The organism is Streptomyces sp. NPDC059373 (genome assembly GCF_042751495.1).
In the GTDB taxonomy this organism is placed as follows: domain Bacteria; phylum Actinomycetota; class Actinomycetes; order Streptomycetales; family Streptomycetaceae; genus Actinacidiphila.
In genome coordinates this window covers 112,737-130,652 of sequence record NZ_JBHYXC010000020.1, presented here as the reverse complement: position 1 = coordinate 130,652, position 17,916 = coordinate 112,737, and the positions used below count along the sequence as shown (strand labels likewise).

Below are 17,916 nucleotides of genomic sequence, written 5' to 3'. Positions count from 1 at the left end.
GCTCCCTCGGCCTCAGTGCTGCTGCGGTCCGTCGGCCTGCGGCGGCGTCGGCGGTGCGCCGCCCGGCCCCCAGGCAGCCGCCTGGGCCGGTACCACCGGGGTACCGAAGCCCGGCACCGGGGCCGCCTTGCTGTCCTCGCGCCCGATCGGCGGCAGCCCCTGCGGGAAGGCGTACGTCACCGGTACGTCGATGCCGTCGACGGCTGTCGCCAGGCCCTCACGGCAGGCGGCGTGCACCGCTTCCCGCATGGCCCGCACACCCTCGGTGCGCATCATCGTCCGCTCCGGCCCGCTGCGGCCCATGATGGACGCGAACAGGTCGGTGACGAACTGGCCGATCAGCGCGTATCCGCGCCGTGAACGCCACATCTGCCAGCCCAGGTAGAGGCTGGTGCCGTAGCTGAACACCGAGACGTACGCCTGGCAGTGGCCCTCTGTCAGGACCAGCCGGTTCTTGGCCTGGTCGGCCCCCAGGCCGGTGGGAATGAGCCGTTCGGCGCTGGAGATCGGGATCTCGCGCCGCTGCAGGGTGCCGGCGATGGTGACGTACGACGAGTCCTTCGATCCCTTGCGGTCCGTCAGCAGGACCCGCCATTCGGCGATCGGCTCGGCCAGTCGCATCCCCAGCAGCGTCACCCAGAAGGCGACGCCCGAGGCGAGATACGCCAGGACGATCATCACACCGAATCCGGCGCCGCTTCCGGCGACCGCGAAGAGCAGGCCGAGGAAGAAGAAGGGCAGGAAAGCCAGAATGGACGCGAGTATCGCGAACACGAAGAGCTGGACCAGTGAGCGCCAGCTCACCGAGTCGTCCAGAGACAGCTCGATCGGCGTGTGCCGAAGATTTTTGTCGAGGTAGGCGGCGTTTGCGTCGCCGCCTCTCCAACCGGGCAGACCGGCATACTCAACGTGACTCATGACGAACACCCCTCCATGTCAGTCCCCCTGACATTCCGTCATTCGGCAGCATGGCAGACGCATTCGGCGCCGGTCTGCATCTTCGTCACAATTGCCGACGAATTCCTCTTACGCACCCTGGCGTTAGGGTGTCCGGATGATCAGGCAGGCGGCGGGAGCGGCAGCGGTGACCCGGGCGGCGTACGCCGTGCTGCGGCACAGCCCGCCGGGCGGGGCGGCCCGGTGGGAGCGGAAGAACTACGCGGGGCGGCAGTTGGAGCTGTACGGCGGCCTCGCCGCGGCGGCCGGGGCCGCCGTGGGAACGGCGCTGGCGCCCGGTGCGCCGGCCCGGGTGCGGGTGGCCGGCGCCGTGGTGACGGCGGTGGCCGCCGCCTGCGGGGCGTACGACGACCAGCGTGGCCGGGCCGGGCAGCGGGGCTTCCGCGCGCACCTCGGGGCGCTGCGCCGGGGCGAGGTCACCTCGGGCGCGGTGAAGTTGCTCGGGATCGGCGCGGCGGGCCTGGCGGCGGGCGCGGTGATGAAGCGGCGCCCCCTGGACAAGGTGCTGGCGGGAGTCGTGATCGCGGGAACGGCGCATCTGGTCAACCTCGTCGACGTCCGGCCGGGGCGGGCGGCGAAGGTGGTGATCGCCGTCGGCGGCGCGATGGGCGCCTCGGCGGCTGTCCCGGTGGCGGCAGCGGCAGCCGTACTGGCGGACGACCTGGACGAGCGCACGATGCTGGGCGACGCCGGGGCGCACGCGCTGGGCGCAGCCCTCGGCGTGGCTGCGGTCGCGTCGAGGGCTGCGAACGGCCGGGCCGGGCCGGCGGTGCACGCCGCGGTCCTGGTGGCGCTTGCGGCGGTGGGTGACAAGGTGAGCTACAGCCAGGCCCTGTGGGGCGCCCCGGGTGTAAGGAGTGTCGACGCCTACGGTCGGCGTGACTCGTACGGGTGATCCCGCGCACGCGCGACCGCGTGAGGCACCGCGGTCGTTGCCGGGATGCCGTGGCGGCCTGGCATCCTTGAAGTCCGAGACAACGCCCTTCGTACGACGCCGTGTCAGGAGCCCGACCCCGAGTGAGCAGCACACCGACCCCGTTGCGTGGACAGCTGCACGCCGTCCATGTGCTGGGTGAGACGGCGGGTGCGCATGTGTCCTCGCTGGCCCGTGGCCTGGTCGCGCGCGGTGTGACGGTGACGGTGTGCGGCCCGTCGGCGGCGGACGGGAACTACGGCTTCGCGGGAGTGGGCGCCCGGTTCGCGCCGGTGGAGATCGCCCGGCGGACCACCAGGGCCGACGCGGCGGTGGTGACGGCCCTGCGGGCGGCTTGCTCCGGCGCTGACGTCGTCCACGCACACGGGCTCCGGGCAGGCCTGCTGGCCTCGCTGGCACTGGGCGGCCGCCGTACCCCGCTGGTCGTGACCTGGCACAGCGCGGTGCTCGCGGACGGCGCCCGGGCGCGGCTGCTCGCGCTTCTGGAACGGCGCGTCTCGCGCGCGGCCGACGTGGTGCTGGGCGCCTCCTCCGATCTGGTCGACCGGGCCCGGACGGTGGGCGCCCGCGACGCACGGCTCGCGCCGGTCGCCGTACCCGCTCCGGTACGGGCGCCGCTGCCCCCGGAGCCGGCGGTGGACACGGAGCTGCGGCGGCAGAAGACCCGGGCCGAATTCGGCGCCGTGGACCGGCCGTTGCTGCTGGCGGTGGGCCGGCTGGAGCCGCACAAGGGGTACGACACGCTGCTGGAGGCCGCCCGTGGCTGGTGCGCGCTGGAGCCGCGCCCTCTGCTGGTCGTCGCGGGCGAGGGCTCGCAGCGGGCGGCACTGCAACGGCGGATCGACGCCGACCGGCTGCCGGTGCGGCTGCTGGGCCGACGCGATGACATCCCCGAGCTGCTCGCGGCGGCCGACGCCGTGGTGCTGCCCAGCCGTTGGGAGGCCCGGGCGCTGATCGCCCAGGAGGCCCTGCACGCCGGGGTGCCGCTGGTGGCCACGGCGGTCGGCGGGACGCCCGAACTGATCGGTGAGGCGGGGGAGTTGGTCCCGTACGGCGATGCCGGGGCGCTGGCCGAAGCGGTCGCCCGGCTGCTCGCCGACCCGGCCCGCCGCGCCGAACTCGCCGCCGCTGGGCGGGCCCAGGCGGCCACCTGGCCGACCGAGGACGACACGGTCGCCCAGGTGCTCAGCATCTACGACGAGTTGGCGGCGGGCCACCGCTGAGCGGCCCGCCGCGGTCAGCCCTGATCAGCCGCCGTACGCCCCGCTCGCCGTCAGCCGCAGCGCGGTGTCGATGAGCGGCACGTGACTGAAGGCCTGCGGGAAGTTGCCGACCTGCCGCTGCAGACGCGGGTCCCATTCCTCGGCCAGCAGACCCAGGTCATTGCGCAGGGACAGCAGCTTCTCGAAGAGCCGGCGTGCCTCGTCGACCCGCCCGATCATCGCCAGGTCGTCCGCGAGCCAGAAGGAGCACGCCAGGAAGGCGCCCTCGTCGCCGGGCAGACCGTCGAGGTTCTCGCCGCCTTCGCCGCCGCCGTCGGTCGGGTAGCGCAGCACGAAGCCGTCCTCCGTCGACAGCTCGCGCTGGATGGCCTCGATGGTGCCGATGACGCGCTTGTCGTCGGGCGGGAGGAAGCCGACCTGGGGGATGAGGAGCAGCGAGGCGTCCAGCTCGCGGGAGCCGTACGACTGGGTGAAGGTGTTGCGCTCCTTGTCGTAACCCTTCTCGCAGACGTCCCAGTGAATCTCGTCACGCAGCTCGCGCCAGCGGTCCAGGGGCCCGTCGGCCTCGCCCGACTCGATCAGCTTGACCGTGCGGTCGACGGCGACCCAGGCCATGACCTTGGAGTGGACGAAGTGCCGGCGGGGGCCGCGGACCTCCCAGATGCCCTCGTCGGGCTCGTCCCAGTGCTGCTCCAGGTAGCGGATCAGCTTGAGCTGGAGCAGGCTCGCGTAGTCGTTGCGGGCCAGGCCGGTCATGTGGGCCAGGTGCAGGGCCTCGGTGACCTCGCCGTAGACGTCGAGCTGGAGCTGGTGCGCCGCGCCGTTGCCGACCCGGACCGGCGTGGAGCCCTCGTAGCCGGGCAGCCAGTCGAGCTCGGTCTCGCCCAGCTCGCGCTCACCGGCGATGCCGTACATGATCTGCAGGTTCTCGGGGTCGCCCGCGACGGCCCGCAGCAGCCACTCGCGCCACGCCCGCGCCTCGTCCCGGTAGCCGGTGCGCAGCAGCGAGGACAGCGTGATGGCGGCGTCCCGCAGCCAGGTGAAGCGGTAGTCCCAGTTGCGTACGCCCCCGATGTCCTCCGGGAGGGAGGTGGTCGGGGCGGCGACGATGCCGCCGGTGGGGCCGTACGTCAGGGCCTTGAGGGTGATGAGTGAGCGGACCACCGCGTCCCGGTAGGGGCCGTGGTACGTGCACTGCTCGACCCACTCGCGCCAGAAGGTCTCGGTGCTCTCCAGGCCGTTCTCGGGCTCGGGGAGCGCCGGGGGCTGCTTGTGCGAAGGCTCCCAGCTGATGGTGAAGGCGATGCGGTCGCCCGGGGCCACGGTGAAGTCCGAGTACGTCGTCAGGTCCTTGCCGTACGTGTCGCACTCGGTGTCCAGCCAGACCGAGTCCGGCCCGGCGACGGCCACCGTGCGGTCGCCGACCTTGTGCACCCAGGGCGTGACCTGGCCGTACGAGAAGCGCATCCGCAGCGCGGAGTGCATCGGGACCCGGCCGCTGACGCCCTCGACGATCCGGATCAGCTGGGGCGCGCCGTCACGCGGGGGCATGAAGTCGATGATGCGGACGGTCCCGCGCGGGGTGTCCCACTCCGATTCGAGCACCAGGGAATCCCCCCGGTAGCGACGCCGGACCGCTGCGGGCGGCTCGGTGCCGGCGGCATGGGCGGGGCCAAGCCGCCAGAACCCGTGGTCCTCGGTGCCGAGCAGGCCGGCGAAGACCGCGGGTGAGTCGAAGCGCGGCAGGCACAGCCAATCGACCGTGCCGTCCCGGCAGACCAAGGCGGCGGTCTGCATATCGCCGATGAGTGCGTAATCCTCGATACGCCCGGCCACGTGTATCTCCAGTCGAACGACGGCGTCGCCCCTGGGGGCGACAAGCGGTCTGGGGATTTCGATGAGCTCTTGTCCGGGAGCGGGCGGGGTGGTGCCGTGCCGGCCGACTCGCATCGAATCGATGTGTCCGAGCAGGATACGACGTGGATGCGGGGGGTGTGGAAGCGACGACCGAAGCCGATGGGCCGGTCGGGTGCATTTTGTCGTACGAGTCTCCTGGTAGCCGGAAAATTCCGCTTCCCGGTAGCGGCAAAATTTACTGACGGTTTCCTCCGGGCGTCGGGAGGAGGTACCGGACGCGGGGGTCCCCGGTCGCTGATACCCTGGTAGCCCGTGGGCCGGTGGGCTGAACCACTGAACCGCCGCGGTGGCGCCTCCCCTGAAACCATGGTGCCGCCCCGACCCTCACCTCGCGACCACGGGAGCCCCCTCTTGGCCATGCCGCCGAAATCCACGACGACCAAGCACATCTTCGTCACCGGGGGTGTCGCCTCCTCGCTCGGCAAGGGGCTGACCGCCTCCAGCCTGGGGGCTCTGCTCAAGGCCCGTGGCCTGCGCGTCACCATGCAGAAGCTCGACCCGTACCTCAACGTGGACCCGGGCACGATGAACCCCTTCCAGCACGGTGAGGTCTTCGTCACCGACGACGGCGCCGAGACCGATCTGGACATCGGACACTACGAGCGCTTCCTTGACGTTGACTTGGACGGCTCTGCGAACGTCACCACCGGCCAGGTCTACTCGACGGTCATCGCCAAGGAGCGGCGCGGCGAGTACCTGGGTGACACCGTGCAGGTCATCCCGCACATCACCAACGAGATCAAGTCCCGCATCCGGCGCATGGCGGCCGGCGACGTCGACGTGGTCATCACCGAGGTCGGCGGCACCGTCGGCGACATCGAGTCGCTGCCCTTCCTGGAGTCCGTACGCCAGGTCCGGCACGAGGTCGGCCGCGACAACGTCTTCGTCGTGCACATCTCGCTGCTGCCGTACATCGGCCCCTCCGGCGAGCTGAAGACCAAGCCCACCCAGCACTCGGTCGCGGCGCTGCGCAGCATCGGTATCCAGCCGGACGCGATCGTGCTGCGGGCCGACCGCGAGGTGCCGGCCTCCATCAAGCGCAAGATCTCGCTGATGTGCGACGTGGACGAGGAGGCGGTGGTCGCCGCCATCGACGCCAAGTCGATCTACGACATCCCCAAGGTGCTGCACACCGAGGGCCTGGACGCCTACGTCGTCCGCCGGCTGAACCTGCCGTTCCGCGATGTGGACTGGACCCAGTGGGACGACCTGCTCGGCCGCGTCCACCGGCCGGACCACGAGGTCACGGTCGCCCTGGTCGGCAAGTACATCGACCTGCCCGACGCCTACCTGTCGGTGACCGAGGCGCTGCGCGCCGGCGGCTTCGCCAACAAGGCCAGCGTCAAGATCAAGTGGGTCACGTCCGACGACTGCCGGACCCCGGCCGGCGCCGCCCGCCTCCTCGGCGACGTCGACGCGGTATGCGTGCCCGGCGGCTTCGGCGACCGAGGCATCGAGGGCAAGGTCGCGGCCATCACGTACGCCCGCGAGAACAAGATCCCGCTGCTCGGTCTCTGCCTGGGCCTGCAGTGCGTCGTCATCGAGGCCGCGCGCTCCCTGGCCGGCATCGCCGACGCGAACTCGACCGAGTTCGACCCCGCGACCGCCCACCCCGTGATCTCCACCATGGCCGAGCAGCTCGACATCGTCGCCGGCCAGGGCGACCTGGGCGGCACCATGCGGCTCGGCACCTACCCGGCGAAGCTCGCCGAGGGATCCATCGTGCGCGAGGTCTACGGCGACCAGCCGTACGTCGAGGAGCGCCACCGCCACCGCTACGAGGTCAACAACGCCTACCGCAGCGAGCTGGAGCAGAAGGCGGGCATCCTCTTCTCGGGCACCTCGCCCGACAACAAGCTCGTCGAGTACGTCGAGTACCCGCGCGACGTGCATCCGTACCTCGTCGCCACCCAGGCGCACCCCGAGCTGAAGTCCCGCCCGACCCGCCCGCACCCGCTCTTCGCGGGCCTCGTCGCGGCCGCGGTCAAGCGTCAGCAGGCATGATCGATACGGTGCCGGTGCGGGCCCTCCCGGCGGGGGCGCGCACCGGCACCGTTTTCTCGTTCCGTACGCACGTTCACGGAGGGCATCATGATCCACGACATCCCCGAGGAATGGCAGGTCACCGCGACCGCCACGCCGTTCGTCGGCAACAAGACCAGTGTCCGTACGGATGATGTCGTCATGCCCGACGGCTCCGTGGTCCGCCGCGACTACCAGGTCCACCCCGGTTCCGTGGCCGTGCTCGCCCTCGACGAGGACGGGCGCGTCCTCGTCCTCCGCCAGTACCGGCACCCGGTGCGCATGAAGCTCTGGGAGATCCCGGCCGGCCTGCTCGACGTCCCCGGCGAGAATCCGCTCGGCGCCGCCCAGCGGGAGCTCTACGAGGAAGCACACGTCAAGGCCGAGGACTGGCGCGTCCTCGTCGACGTCTACACCACCCCGGGCGGCTGCGACGAGGCCGTCCGCATCTTCCTCGCCCGGGGCATCTCCGACGTCGAGGGCGAACGCTTCGAGGTCTCCGAGGAAGAGGCCGACATGGAGTACGCCCGCGTGCCCTTGGCCGACCTCGTGCGCGGCGCCCTCGCGGGCGAGCTGCACAACAACTGCCTGGTTGTCGGCATCCTGTCCCTGCAGGCCGCGCTTGCGGTCGACGGTGGCGTGCAGGCCCTCCGTCCGGCGGACGCCCCCTGGCCCGCGAGGCCCTTCCGGGCATAGGGCCGGACGTGCGTTGTCGGGTGCGGGTCCGTGGCCGGGAATGCAGCCCGTCCGGCGTTTGAGGACACGCCCGAAGGGCGTTCGGGGGTCCAGGGGGCTTGCCCCCTGGTTTCGGGAAGGGGCGGGGCGGGGGAAGACGCCAGCCCCCGGGCGGCAGCACCGGCATGGCGGACGGAGTCCGGCGCGGGCACGGCGCGCTGAAAATAGGCTGGTCCGTTGATCCGATGGGGTGATACTCGGCCGGATCAGGCGCGTCGGTGGCCGGAAGAGGGCGGGGGGCGTGAATTAGGCTCGGGGCGTTCCCCGTACGCAGGGGCGGCGGGGTCGTGCGCAGCAGAACGGGAGTGGGCCCGTGGCGGATCATGTGCTGGACGCCGATGCGGCGGTGGCGGCACCCGGCGAGCCGCGGGAGGCCGGGACCAGCACAGAGCCAGAGCCAGAGCCGGCGCCGACGTCAACCCCGCAGTCGGCGGCCGCCGCAGGCGAAGCCGCGCTGCTGCCGGATCCGCCGTACTTCGTGGGGCGCCGTAGGGAGCTCGACGGGCTGAGGGCGGACATCGACCGGCCGGGCCTGGACGTGCTGCGGGGACAGGCGACCGCCGGAAGCCGGGTGCTGCTGGTGGCGGGGCGGCCGGGGTCGGGGCGGACGGCGCTGGCGGTGCGGTTGGCGCGGGAGGTGGCGGACCGGTACCCGGGCGGCCAGTACTTCGTCCGCCTGGGCAACGGCAACACCGCCGAGCAGGCCGCCCGGACGCTGCTGCGGGCTGTCGGCGTGGAGGCGCGGGACGACGCGCAGGCCGCCGCGCGGACGGCGTTCGCAGGACGCCGGGCCGTCCTGGTGCTGGACGACGTGGCGGAGCCGCAGCAGCTGCTGGACCTGTTGCCCGAGGGCGCCGGCAGCCTGGTGGTGGCGACGTCGGACGGACCGCTTCCCGGGGTGCCGGATGTGCGGCCGTGCACGCTGGGCGGCCTGGACGGACCGGCCGCACTGGATCTGCTGGCGCAGTCGATCGGCCCGGTACGGATCACCAATGACCCGCGCGCCGCCGAGGTGCTGGCCCAGGAGTGCGGCGGCCACCCCGCCGCGCTGCGACTGATCGCGGCCTGGCTGGCCGCACAGCCGAGGATGTCGGTCACCGACGCGACGCGGCTGCTGCGCGCCGTGCCCGAGGAGTCGTCGGATCCGCTGGCCCGCGCCTTCCGGCTGGTGTACGGCGCGCTGGCGCAGCCGGTGGCACGCATGCTGCGGCTGCTGGCGCTGGCCCCGGCCGGGCTGGTGGACGCCCAGATCGCGTCGGCGCTCGCCGGGTGCTCGGTGGGCGCGGCCCAGTCGACCCTGGACGACCTGACCGGCTGCGGGCTGCTGGAGGCGGGGCCCACGCACCACCGGGTGCCGGGCTGCCTCGCGCCGATGCTGCGGGAGCTGCTGGAGACCCTGGACCGCCCCGGCGAGCTGCGGCTCGCCCAGGCCCGGATGCTGGAGCGGACCGTACGACTGCTGCAGGCCTGCCGGGTGGCCCTGGCCCCCGCCACCGGAACCGCCCCCGCCACCGAGGAGATCCCGCCCGCGCTGCGCTTCCCCTCCCAGGCCGCCGCCGGCACCTGGCTGCGGGTCCGGCTGCCGGTGCTGCTCGCCGCCGTACGGACCGCGGTGGCGGACGGCGAGCTGGACACGCTGGCCCGGCGGCTGGTGGCCGGTCTCGTACGGGCCCTGGCCGCCGACCCGGAGGCCCGGGACACCACGGCCGAGCGCTATCAGCTGCACACCCTGGTCCTGGACGTGGCCGGGCGGCGCGGCCTGCACCGCGAGAAGGCGGCCGCGCTGATCAACCTCGGCGACCTGGACGCGGAGGGTGCCCGCCCGCTGGACGCCCTGGACCGCTACCGGGCCGCGCTGGTCGCCGCCCGCGAGGGCTTCGACGGCGACGCGGAGGGCCGGGCCCTGGAGGCGATCGCCGGGACGTATCTGGAGCTGGACGACCCGCAGCGGGCCTCGGACTGGTACGGCAGGGCGCTGGCCCTGCGGCAGACCCGGGGCGAACTCGTACACCAGGCGCGGCTGCACAGCCGGCTCGGCGCGCTGCACACCTACGCCGGGCGGTACGGTCCCGCGCTGCGCGAGTGGAAGGCCGCGGTGGCGGCCCACCGCCGGCTCAGGGACCTGCCGGCCCAGGCCCGGGCGATGAGTGAGGTGGCCCGGGTGCAGGAGTACGCCGGCCACCCGGAGGAGGCTCTGCGGACCTGCCGGGACGCCCTGTACTGGGCGCGGGAGGCGGGGGAGAAGCGACTGGAGGGCGCGGTGCTGCTGCGCATGGCGGACACCCTGGAACGGCTCGGCGACCCGGCGGGCGCCCGGCTGCAGAGGGCGGCCGCCAGGCGGCTCCTGCCGGCCGACGAAGTGCCCGGCGACCAGGGCGTCTGAGCCGTCTACCTACGAAACTGCTAACGCCTTCGCGAAAACTGGTCACTTTGTAAGGCTGGACAGGAAGTCTCCCTTCACTACACTTGGTCTCGTCGCGGTACATCGCGGTCAGGTCCGGCGTACCCTCCTATCTGCGGGGATGTCCGGAAACATCCCAATTCATCCCCTGAGTCAAGGACTGTGATCCACGTGAAGGTCGGCATCCCCCGCGAGGTCAAGAACAACGAGTTCCGCGTGGCCATCACCCCCGCCGGCGTGCACGAGCTCGTCCGCAACGGCCACCAGGTCTTCGTGGAGCAGGGGGCCGGCCTCGGCTCCTCCATCCCGGACGCGGAGTACACCGGCGCCGGCGCGACCATCCTCGGCACCGCGGACGAGGTCTGGGCCACCGCCGACCTGCTGCTGAAGGTCAAGGAGCCCATCGCGGAGGAGTACCACCGGCTCCGCAAGGACCAGACACTCTTCACCTACCTGCACCTCGCCGCCTCCCGCGAGTGCACCGACGCGCTGCTGGAGTCCGGCACCACCGCCATCGCGTACGAGACCGTCGAGCTCGCCAACCGCGCGCTGCCGCTGCTCGCCCCGATGTCCGAGGTGGCCGGCCGGCTCGCCCCGCAGGTCGGCGCCTACCACCTGATGCGCTCGGCCGGCGGCCGCGGCGTGCTCCCCGGCGGCGTCCCGGGCGTGGCCCCGGCCAAGGCCGTCGTCATCGGCGGCGGGGTCTCCGGCTGGAACGCCGCGCAGATCGCCGTCGGCATGGGCTTCCACGTCACGCTGCTCGACCGCGACATCAACAAGCTGCGCGAGGCGGACAAGGTCTTCGGCACGAAGGTCACCACCATCGTCTCCAACGCCTTCGAGCTGGAGAAGGCCGTCCTCGACGCCGACCTCGTCATCGGCGCGGTGCTGATCCCGGGTGCCAAGGCCCCGAAGCTGGTCACCAACGAGCTGGTCTCCCGCATGAAGCCGGGTTCTGTCCTTGTCGACATCGCGATCGACCAGGGCGGCTGCTTCGAGGACTCCCGCCCGACCACGCACGCCGAGCCGACCTTCGAGGTCCACAACTCGGTCTTCTACTGCGTCGCCAACATGCCCGGCGCGGTGCCCAACACCTCGACCTACGCGCTGACCAACGCCACGCTCCCGTACATCGTCGAGGTGGCCAACCGCGGCTGGCGCGACGCGCTGCGCCGTGACGCGGCCCTCGCCAAGGGCCTCAACACCCATGAGGGCCAGGTCGTTTACGGTCCGGTGGCCGAGGCGCACGGCCTCGAGACGGTCGACATCGCGTCGCTGCTCGCCTGAGCGACTTCGCCCCTGGCGTCAACATGTCGCCAATTCGATACCTACGGCCGGGTCTTGAGCGTCAAGACCCGGCCGTAGGTGTAGAACATTACTGTTTTGCCGATTCGTACCCCGTTGAAACATCGGTGATGAGCTCGTTACACCCTTGACAGAGGGGTGTTCGGTTGCCGACACATCGGGCCTTGTCCGGCGGATTGTGTTGCTGTGAACCACCGACACGCCATAGAGTCGCCAACCGTCGGCATGCTCCAACGCTGACGTGTCTAGATGTTTCCTGGTCACCAAGGAGGTAAGACGACTTGTGAACGAGTCGACATTTGCTCCCGGGGGTGGTCAACCAGGAATGACCGTATCTGCCGAAGGTCCCACACGGCTTGAAGCAGTGGGCTCCGTCGCCGTACGCACATTCGAAGCCCGCCGGCCCGGCACCAACCCGGAGACGCAAGCACCACAAGCCATGGCCCAATACGAGGACGATCTGCAGGACGGTCAGTTCTACGACCCCGACGCGGAATACGAACCCGATCCCGAATACGCGGCCACACTCGCCCCTGACGCCGCCCGCCAACGACGCGAGCGCGTCGGCCCGACCGGCCGCCCCCTCCCGTACTTCCCGATCCCCGGACCGCTGACCGACCACGGCCCGGCCAAGATCGTCGCGATGTGCAACCAGAAGGGCGGGGTCGGCAAGACCACTTCGACCATCAACCTCGGTGCGGCGCTGGCCGAATACGGCCGCCGTGTGCTGCTCGTGGACTTCGACCCGCAGGGCGCGCTCTCGGTCGGACTCGGCGTCAATCCGATGGAACTCGACATCACGGTCTACAACCTGCTCATGGAGCGGGGACTGGTCGCCGATGACGTGCTGCTGAAGACCGCGGTGCCGGGGATGGACCTGCTGCCCAGCAATATCGACTTGTCGGCGGCCGAGGTCCAACTCGTCAGCGAGGTGGCCCGCGAGTCCACCCTGCAGCGGGCGTTGAAGCCGCTGATGGCGGACTACGACTACATCGTCATCGACTGTCAGCCGTCGCTGGGCCTGCTCACCGTCAACGCGCTGACCGCCGCCCACTCGGTGATCGTCCCGCTGGAGTGCGAGTTCTTCGCCCTTCGCGGGGTCGCGCTGCTGACGGAGACCATCGAGAAGGTGCGCGAGCGGCTCAACCCCGAGCTCGAACTCGACGGCATCCTCGCCACGATGTACGACTCCCGCACGGTGCACAGCCGCGAGGTGCTGGCGCGGGTCGTCGAGGCCTTCGACGAGCACGTCTTCCACACCGTCATCGGACGTACGGTCCGCTTCCCGGAGACCACGGTCGCCGGTGAGCCGATCACCACGTACGCCTCCAACTCGGTCGGCGCCGCCGCCTATCGTCAGCTCGCCAGGGAGGTGCTCGCCCGGTGTCACGCCGAGTGAGTCTCCCGGGGGCGGACGAGCTGTTCCGGACCACCGGTGGGAGGGCGTTGCAGTCCTCCACCCCGCGGCAGCACGCCAACGGCGAGGCGGCCGGCCCCGAGGCGGCCGAGCGGCTCCGTGCCGTGCCCGGGCCGGCCGCGGGTGAGGAGGAGGACGCCGACGCCGGCGAACGCGCCGAGCACAGCGGCCGTGACGCCGACGCGGGCACCGACGGCGCCGCCACGGCCCGCACGGCGCCGCCCGAGCAGCAGGCCGTCGTGGCCCCGCCCCGCCGCCCGCAGCAGCCCGTCCCGGCGCCGCAGGCACCCAACCCCGCCCAGGCTGCCGCGCAGGCCCAGCAGCAGCCCCGCCGCAAGTCGTCGCGCCCCAACCGCCGCCCCAGCGGCCGCGAGCGCCACGACGAGAAGATCACGGTCTACGTCTCCGCCGAGGAGCTCATGGACCTCGAACACGCCCGCCTGGTGCTGCGCGGTGAGCACGGGCTCGCGGTCGACCGTGGCCGCATCGTCCGGGAGGCCGTCGCCGTCGTCCTCGCCGATCTGGAGTCGCGAGGCGACGCGAGCATCCTGGTACGCCGCCTCAGGGGCCGCTAGCTGTTTTTTCCGCCTGACCGGCGCCGCTCTCGCGGCCTGGGTTGCCCGCCGCAGGGGTTGCTCAGTTGATGGCTGCGGTCACCGAGGCGGCACCGGGGTAATCTGCCCGAGATGACCGTTCCCCACGACTCCACGCCGCCTGCCGCGGTCGCCGGTCGCCGTCCCCTCGGCCGGGGCGGCGGCACGCCCGTGGCCGAAGCCGAAGCGCCGGCGCCCCCGGAGCCGGCTGAGCCCGTCGAGGACTCCGGCCCGGAGCCGGCTGAGCCCGTCGAGGACTCCGGCCCGGCGGCGGCTTTGCCCGGCGGCGGGCCGGAGTCCACTGACGCCGCCAACGGCCGCTTCACCGTGCGGCTGGCGAACTTCGAGGGGCCGTTCGACCTTCTCCTGCAGCTGATCTCGAAGCACAAGATGGACGTGACCGAGGTCGCCCTGTCCAAGGTGACCGACGAGTTCATGGTGCACATCCGCGCCATGGGCGCGGACTGGGACCTCGACCAGGCCACGGAGTTCCTCGTCGTCGCCGCGACCCTCCTCGACCTGAAGGCGGCCCGGCTGCTGCCCGCCGCCGAGGTGGAGGACGAGGAGGACCTGGCCCTCCTCGAAGCGCGGGACCTGCTCTTCGCCCGCCTCCTCCAGTACCGCGCGTACAAGCAGATCGCGGCGATCTTCGCGGACCGCCTGGAGGCAGAGGCACTGCACCACCCCCGCACGGTCGGCCTGGAGCCGCAGCACGCCGAGTTGCTGCCGGAGGTCGTACTGAGCGTGGGCCCGGAGCGGTTCGCGCAGCTCGCGGTGAAGGCGATGCAGCCGAAGCCGAAGCCGCAGGTCTACGTGGAGCACATCCACGCGCCGCTGGTGAGCGTCCAGGAGCAGGGCGAGCATGTGATCGCGCTGCTGCGGGAGCGCGGCCACGCGACCTTCCAGGAGCTGACGGCCGACGCGGCGGACACGCTGACCGTCGTGGCGCGCTTCCTGGCCCTCCTGGAGCTGTACCGGGAGAAGGCGGTGGCCCTGGACCAGGAAGAGGCGCTCGGTACGCTCCTGGTCCGCTGGACGGGCGGCGAGAGCGAGACGGGGCCGCTGGTGACGGACGAGTTCGACCAGCCTGTGAAGCCTGTGACGAAGGACGGCAAGGACGATGACTGACGACGCCCCCTCGGGGCTGCTCTCCGCCGCCGTGGGCGCGCTGGACCTCAAACCCGCCCTGGAGGCGGTGCTCATGGTCGTCGACGAGCCGGCCACCGAGGAGCACCTCGCCAAGGTCCTGGAGCGGCCGCGCCGGGCCGTCGCGGACGCCCTGCGCGAGCTGGCCGACGAGTACGCCGTGGCCAAGCGCGGCTTCGACCTGCGGCTCGTCGCGGGCGGCTGGCGGTTCTACACCCGGCCCGCGTACGCCCCGGCCGTGGAGAAGTTCGTTCTGGACGGCCAGCAGGCCCGGCTCACCCAGGCCGCGCTGGAGACCCTCGCGGTGGTCGCGTACCGCCAGCCGGTGAGCCGGTCGCGGGTCTCGGCGGTGCGCGGGGTCAACTGTGACGGGGTCATGCGCACCCTTCTGCAGCGGGGTCTGGTGGAGGAAGGTGGGACGGAACCCGAGACAGGTGCGATCCTGTACAGGACGACGAACTACTTCCTGGAGCGGATGGGCCTGCGGGGCCTGGACGAACTGCCCGAGCTGGCGCCCTTCCTCCCGGAGGTGGACGCCGTCGAGGCGGACTCTCTCGAAGGGGTTCCGTCATTCGACCCGGATGCACCGGACACGACCTCGATTACGGATTCTTGATGCGAAGCAGTGACAGGAACAGCGGCGACGGCCGGAAGCCCCGGAGCGCGGGCGGCACCGGCGGCACCGGTGGCGGCGCCAAGCGCGGTTCGAAGGACGGGCCGAAGCGCAAGGGCACCCCCCGGCCCGAGGAGCGCCGCTACGACGTCGGCGACACCGGCCAGTCGGGCGCGAACAAGCCCGGCGGCGTCGCGCGCCCCAAGCCGAGCACCAAGCCCACCGGCAACCGCGGCCGCAAGCCCGTGCCCGCCCGCCCCCGCGAGCTGGACGCCCAGATCGAGGAGCGCAACCGCGCCCGCCACGACAAGCCGAAGCTCAACCTGCCCAAGACCTTCCCCGGCGCCGAGCAGGAGGGCGAACGGCTGCAGAAGGTGCTGGCCAGGGCCGGTATGGGCTCGCGTCGCGCCTGCGAGGAGCTGATCGAACAGCACCGGGTCGAGGTCAACGGCAAGATCGTCACCGAGCAGGGCCTGCGGGTGACGGACAAGGACGAGGTCAGGGTGGACGGGCTGACCGTCGCCACGCAGTCGTACCTCTTCTTCGCCCTCAACAAGCCGGCCGGTGTCGTCTCCACCATGGAGGACCCCGACGGCCGCCAGTGCCTCGGCGACTACGTCACCAACCGCGAGACCCGGCTTTTTCATGTTGGCAGGCTCGACACCGAGACCGAGGGCATCATCCTGCTCACCAACCACGGCGAGCTGGCCCACCGCCTCACCCACCCCCGCTACGGCGTCAAGAAGACTTATCTCGCCGCGATCCAGGGCCCCCTCCCGCGCGACCTCGGCAAGCGGCTCAAGGACGGCATCGAGCTGGAGGACGGCTACGCCCGCGCCGACCACTTCCGGATCGTGCAGAACACCGGCAAGAACTACCTCGTCGAGGTGACCCTCCACGAGGGCCGCAAGCACATCGTCCGCCGCATGCTCTCCGAGGCCGGCTTCCCGGTCGACAAGCTGGTGCGGACCAGCTTCGGCCCGATCCCGCTGGGCGACCAGAAGTCGGGCTGGCTGCGCCGCCTCACCAACACCGAGGTCGGCATGCTCATGCGCGAGGTCGAACTCTGAGTGGATCTTCAAGCTAAACCGTTCGATCTTTAACGGGAATCCCATGGTTCCGCGGGCACCATTCCGGAGAAGATGGCGTCCATGACCACCCACCACGCCGAACGCCTCCGTGAGGCCGGGCTCCCCGACCTGAGCCCGGTCCTCGCCGAGCAGAGGCACCCGATGCTGTTCGTCACCGTCTCCGGTGCGCATCTGTACGGGTTCCCCTCGCGCGACTCGGACGTGGACCTGCGGGGCGTCCACCTCCTCCCCCTCGCCGACATCATCGGCCTGCGGGAGGGCGAGGAGACCCAGACCCGCATGTGGGACCGCGACGGCCTCGAGCTCGACCTCGTCACCCACGATCTGCTCAAGTTCGCCCGCCTCATGCTCCGGCGCAACGGCTACGTCCTCGAGCAGCTGCTGTCGCCGCTGGTGGTGCACACCAGCGGCGTCCACGCCCAGCTCGTCGACCTCGCCCCCGGCGTGATCACCCGCAACCACGCCCACCACTACCGCGGCTTCGCCCGCACCCAGTGGGAGCTCTACGAGAAGACCGGCGAACTCAAGCCCCTCCTCTACACCTTCCGCGTCCTCCTCACCGGCATCCACCTCATGCGCAGCGGCTCCGTCGAGGCCCACCTGCCCACCCTCGTCGAGCACGTCGGCGCGCCCCCGTACCTCCGCGAGCTCATCCAGGACAAGGCACTCGCCGAGCACAGCCTCGCCATGGACCTCGACGCCAAGCTCATCCGCGCCGACATCGACGCCCTCCACACCGTCCTCGACGACGCCCACCAAGCCTCCCGCCTCCCCGACGAGGCCACCGCCTACGACGCACTCCACGACCTCGTCGTACGTACCCGCGTGGCCGCGTGAAGGCCGGCGGCCGCTGAGGCGTGCCGGACGCGTATCAGGAAGTCTTCGACGCGGGCCCGGTCCGGCTCGGCGGGGAGGGGCGTACGGAGGGCGGCGGCGTCGGCTTCGTCGCTGAGGCGGATCATGCGGGCCTCGACTTCGGGCCAGGGGACTTCGCCGCGCTTGACGGCGAGGAGGGGCTCTCGTTGGTCGCCGACGTCGATGTGGAGCCGGCCGGTGCGGAGCAGGTCGCGTGAGCTGGCGAGGAGCCGCAGGAGGTGCATGGCGGGCTTCCAGCGGGGCGGCCCGGTGCGGAGCTTGCCGAACTGGGCGGCGGCGTAGCGGCTGAAGGTGTCGTGGACCTGGCGGGAGAGGAACGCGTCGCGGAGGGCGAGGAGTTCGCGACCGGTGGCGTCGATGTGCTCGACGAGCGGGGAGTGCAGGCATTCCAGGACGTTGGGGTTGGCGCGAAGCGCGAGCTCGCAGAAGCGTTCCAGCTCCCAGCTGAACTGCTCGGCGGCGGGGCCGTCCACGTGCGTCGGGGGCTTGGCGAAGCCCCAGAAGAGCGGGGTCGGCGCGACATAGACCCCGCGTCGGTCGATGTCGCTGGCGTCAGTGGCCAGGCCGAAGGCGCGGGAGCCCATCACGCAGGCGTAGACGGTGTGGTGCCGTACGAGGTCGTGGGCGTGCATACGGCGGATCGTAGGGGTGGGCGGGCCAGGATCTCGCCTGCTTTTGCGGTGGTG

The 17,916-nt window shown here is 71.6% G+C and carries 15 protein-coding genes; 12 read left to right on the top strand and 3 right to left on the bottom strand.

Features of this window, described 5'->3' with window-relative positions:
- Window positions 1–12 precede the first annotated feature (12 nt).
- Window positions 13–918 carry a hypothetical protein gene (locus ACFXJ5_RS25185; protein ID WP_384635182.1) on the bottom strand — a complete coding sequence of 302 codons (906 nt, stop codon included), beginning with the start codon at window positions 916–918 and terminating at the stop codon, window positions 13–15.
- 136 nt (window positions 919–1,054) lie between these two features.
- Here ACFXJ5_RS25185 and ACFXJ5_RS25180 point away from each other — a divergent pair, with 136 nt between their 5' ends.
- Together ACFXJ5_RS25180 and ACFXJ5_RS25175 are read left to right on the top strand one after the other, a co-directional pair.
- Window positions 1,055–1,852: a hypothetical protein gene (locus ACFXJ5_RS25180; RefSeq protein WP_384635179.1), complete on the top strand. Its 798-nt coding sequence runs from the start codon at window positions 1,055–1,057 to the stop codon at window positions 1,850–1,852.
- Between the two features lie 122 nt (window positions 1,853–1,974).
- A complete protein-coding gene (locus ACFXJ5_RS25175; RefSeq protein WP_384635176.1) occupies window positions 1,975–3,114 on the top strand; it encodes a glycosyltransferase family 4 protein in 1,140 nt (379 codons plus the stop codon).
- Window positions 3,115–3,138: 24 nt separating this feature from the next.
- Here ACFXJ5_RS25175 and ACFXJ5_RS25170 read toward each other — a convergent pair whose 3' ends face one another.
- Window positions 3,139–4,950: a glycoside hydrolase family 15 protein gene (locus tag ACFXJ5_RS25170; protein WP_384635173.1), complete on the bottom strand. Its 1,812-nt coding sequence runs from the start codon at window positions 4,948–4,950 to the stop codon at window positions 3,139–3,141.
- 438 nt (window positions 4,951–5,388) lie between these two features.
- Here ACFXJ5_RS25170 and ACFXJ5_RS25165 point away from each other — a divergent pair, with 438 nt between their 5' ends.
- From ACFXJ5_RS25165 to ACFXJ5_RS25120, 10 genes are all read left to right on the top strand, one after another.
- Window positions 5,389–7,035: a CTP synthase gene (locus tag ACFXJ5_RS25165; protein WP_384635171.1), complete on the top strand. Its 1,647-nt coding sequence runs from the start codon at window positions 5,389–5,391 to the stop codon at window positions 7,033–7,035.
- A gap of 87 nt (window positions 7,036–7,122) precedes the next feature.
- Window positions 7,123–7,749 carry an NUDIX domain-containing protein gene (locus tag ACFXJ5_RS25160; protein WP_384635168.1) on the top strand — a complete coding sequence of 209 codons (627 nt, stop codon included), beginning with the start codon at window positions 7,123–7,125 and terminating at the stop codon, window positions 7,747–7,749.
- Window positions 7,750–8,101: 352 nt separating this feature from the next.
- The gene (locus ACFXJ5_RS25155; RefSeq protein ID WP_384635165.1) at window positions 8,102–10,171 is read left to right on the top strand and encodes an NB-ARC domain-containing protein; all 2,070 of its coding nucleotides are present in this window, start codon (window positions 8,102–8,104) and stop codon (window positions 10,169–10,171) included.
- Window positions 10,172–10,360: 189 nt separating this feature from the next.
- Window positions 10,361–11,476 (top strand): alanine dehydrogenase, encoded by a 1,116-nt coding sequence (gene ald, locus ACFXJ5_RS25150; protein ID WP_384635162.1) that lies wholly within the window; start codon window positions 10,361–10,363, stop codon window positions 11,474–11,476.
- A 457-nt stretch (window positions 11,477–11,933) separates the two neighbouring features.
- Complete coding sequence (locus tag ACFXJ5_RS25145) at window positions 11,934–12,893, top strand: ParA family protein (RefSeq protein WP_384635159.1); 960 nt, start codon at window positions 11,934–11,936, stop codon at window positions 12,891–12,893.
- A complete protein-coding gene (locus ACFXJ5_RS25140) occupies window positions 12,878–13,486 on the top strand; it encodes a hypothetical protein (RefSeq protein WP_384635156.1) in 609 nt (202 codons plus the stop codon). Before ACFXJ5_RS25145 ends, ACFXJ5_RS25140 begins: the two co-directional genes overlap by 16 nt.
- 111 nt (window positions 13,487–13,597) lie before the next feature.
- The gene (locus tag ACFXJ5_RS25135) at window positions 13,598–14,632 is read left to right on the top strand and encodes a segregation and condensation protein A (RefSeq protein ID WP_384635153.1); all 1,035 of its coding nucleotides are present in this window, start codon (window positions 13,598–13,600) and stop codon (window positions 14,630–14,632) included.
- A complete protein-coding gene (scpB, locus tag ACFXJ5_RS25130) occupies window positions 14,625–15,266 on the top strand; it encodes an SMC-Scp complex subunit ScpB (protein ID WP_384635150.1) in 642 nt (213 codons plus the stop codon). The genes ACFXJ5_RS25135 and scpB overlap by 8 nt, the downstream gene beginning before the upstream one ends.
- Window positions 15,266–16,333 carry a pseudouridine synthase gene (locus ACFXJ5_RS25125; protein WP_384635147.1) on the top strand — a complete coding sequence of 356 codons (1,068 nt, stop codon included), beginning with the start codon at window positions 15,266–15,268 and terminating at the stop codon, window positions 16,331–16,333. The genes scpB and ACFXJ5_RS25125 overlap by 1 nt, the downstream gene beginning before the upstream one ends.
- Before the next feature lie 81 nt (window positions 16,334–16,414).
- The gene (locus tag ACFXJ5_RS25120; protein WP_384635144.1) at window positions 16,415–17,191 is read left to right on the top strand and encodes a DNA polymerase beta superfamily protein; all 777 of its coding nucleotides are present in this window, start codon (window positions 16,415–16,417) and stop codon (window positions 17,189–17,191) included.
- On the opposite strand, the gene ACFXJ5_RS25115 is transcribed toward ACFXJ5_RS25120, so the two are convergent.
- Complete coding sequence (locus tag ACFXJ5_RS25115; RefSeq protein WP_384635141.1) at window positions 17,143–17,862, bottom strand: DNA polymerase beta superfamily protein; 720 nt, start codon at window positions 17,860–17,862, stop codon at window positions 17,143–17,145. The genes ACFXJ5_RS25120 and ACFXJ5_RS25115 overlap by 49 nt on opposite strands.
- Window positions 17,863–17,916: the final 54 nt, after the last annotated feature.

Coding starts and splice junctions, on each gene's coding strand:
- ACFXJ5_RS25145 (WP_384635159.1), top strand. CDS start 11,934: ATGGCCCAATACGAGGACGATCTGCAGGACGGTCAGTTCTACGACCCC.
- ACFXJ5_RS25160 (WP_384635168.1), top strand. CDS start 7,123: ATGATCCACGACATCCCCGAGGAATGGCAGGTCACCGCGACCGCCACG.
- ACFXJ5_RS25185 (WP_384635182.1), bottom strand. CDS start 918: ATGAGTCACGTTGAGTATGCCGGTCTGCCCGGTTGGAGAGGCGGCGAC.
- ACFXJ5_RS25135 (WP_384635153.1), top strand. CDS start 13,598: ATGACCGTTCCCCACGACTCCACGCCGCCTGCCGCGGTCGCCGGTCGC.
- ACFXJ5_RS25115 (WP_384635141.1), bottom strand. CDS start 17,862: ATGCACGCCCACGACCTCGTACGGCACCACACCGTCTACGCCTGCGTG.
- scpB (WP_384635150.1), top strand. CDS start 14,625: ATGACTGACGACGCCCCCTCGGGGCTGCTCTCCGCCGCCGTGGGCGCG.
- ACFXJ5_RS25165 (WP_384635171.1), top strand. CDS start 5,389: ATGCCGCCGAAATCCACGACGACCAAGCACATCTTCGTCACCGGGGGT.
- ACFXJ5_RS25180 (WP_384635179.1), top strand. CDS start 1,055: ATGATCAGGCAGGCGGCGGGAGCGGCAGCGGTGACCCGGGCGGCGTAC.
- ACFXJ5_RS25120 (WP_384635144.1), top strand. CDS start 16,415: ATGACCACCCACCACGCCGAACGCCTCCGTGAGGCCGGGCTCCCCGAC.
- ACFXJ5_RS25125 (WP_384635147.1), top strand. CDS start 15,266: ATGCGAAGCAGTGACAGGAACAGCGGCGACGGCCGGAAGCCCCGGAGC.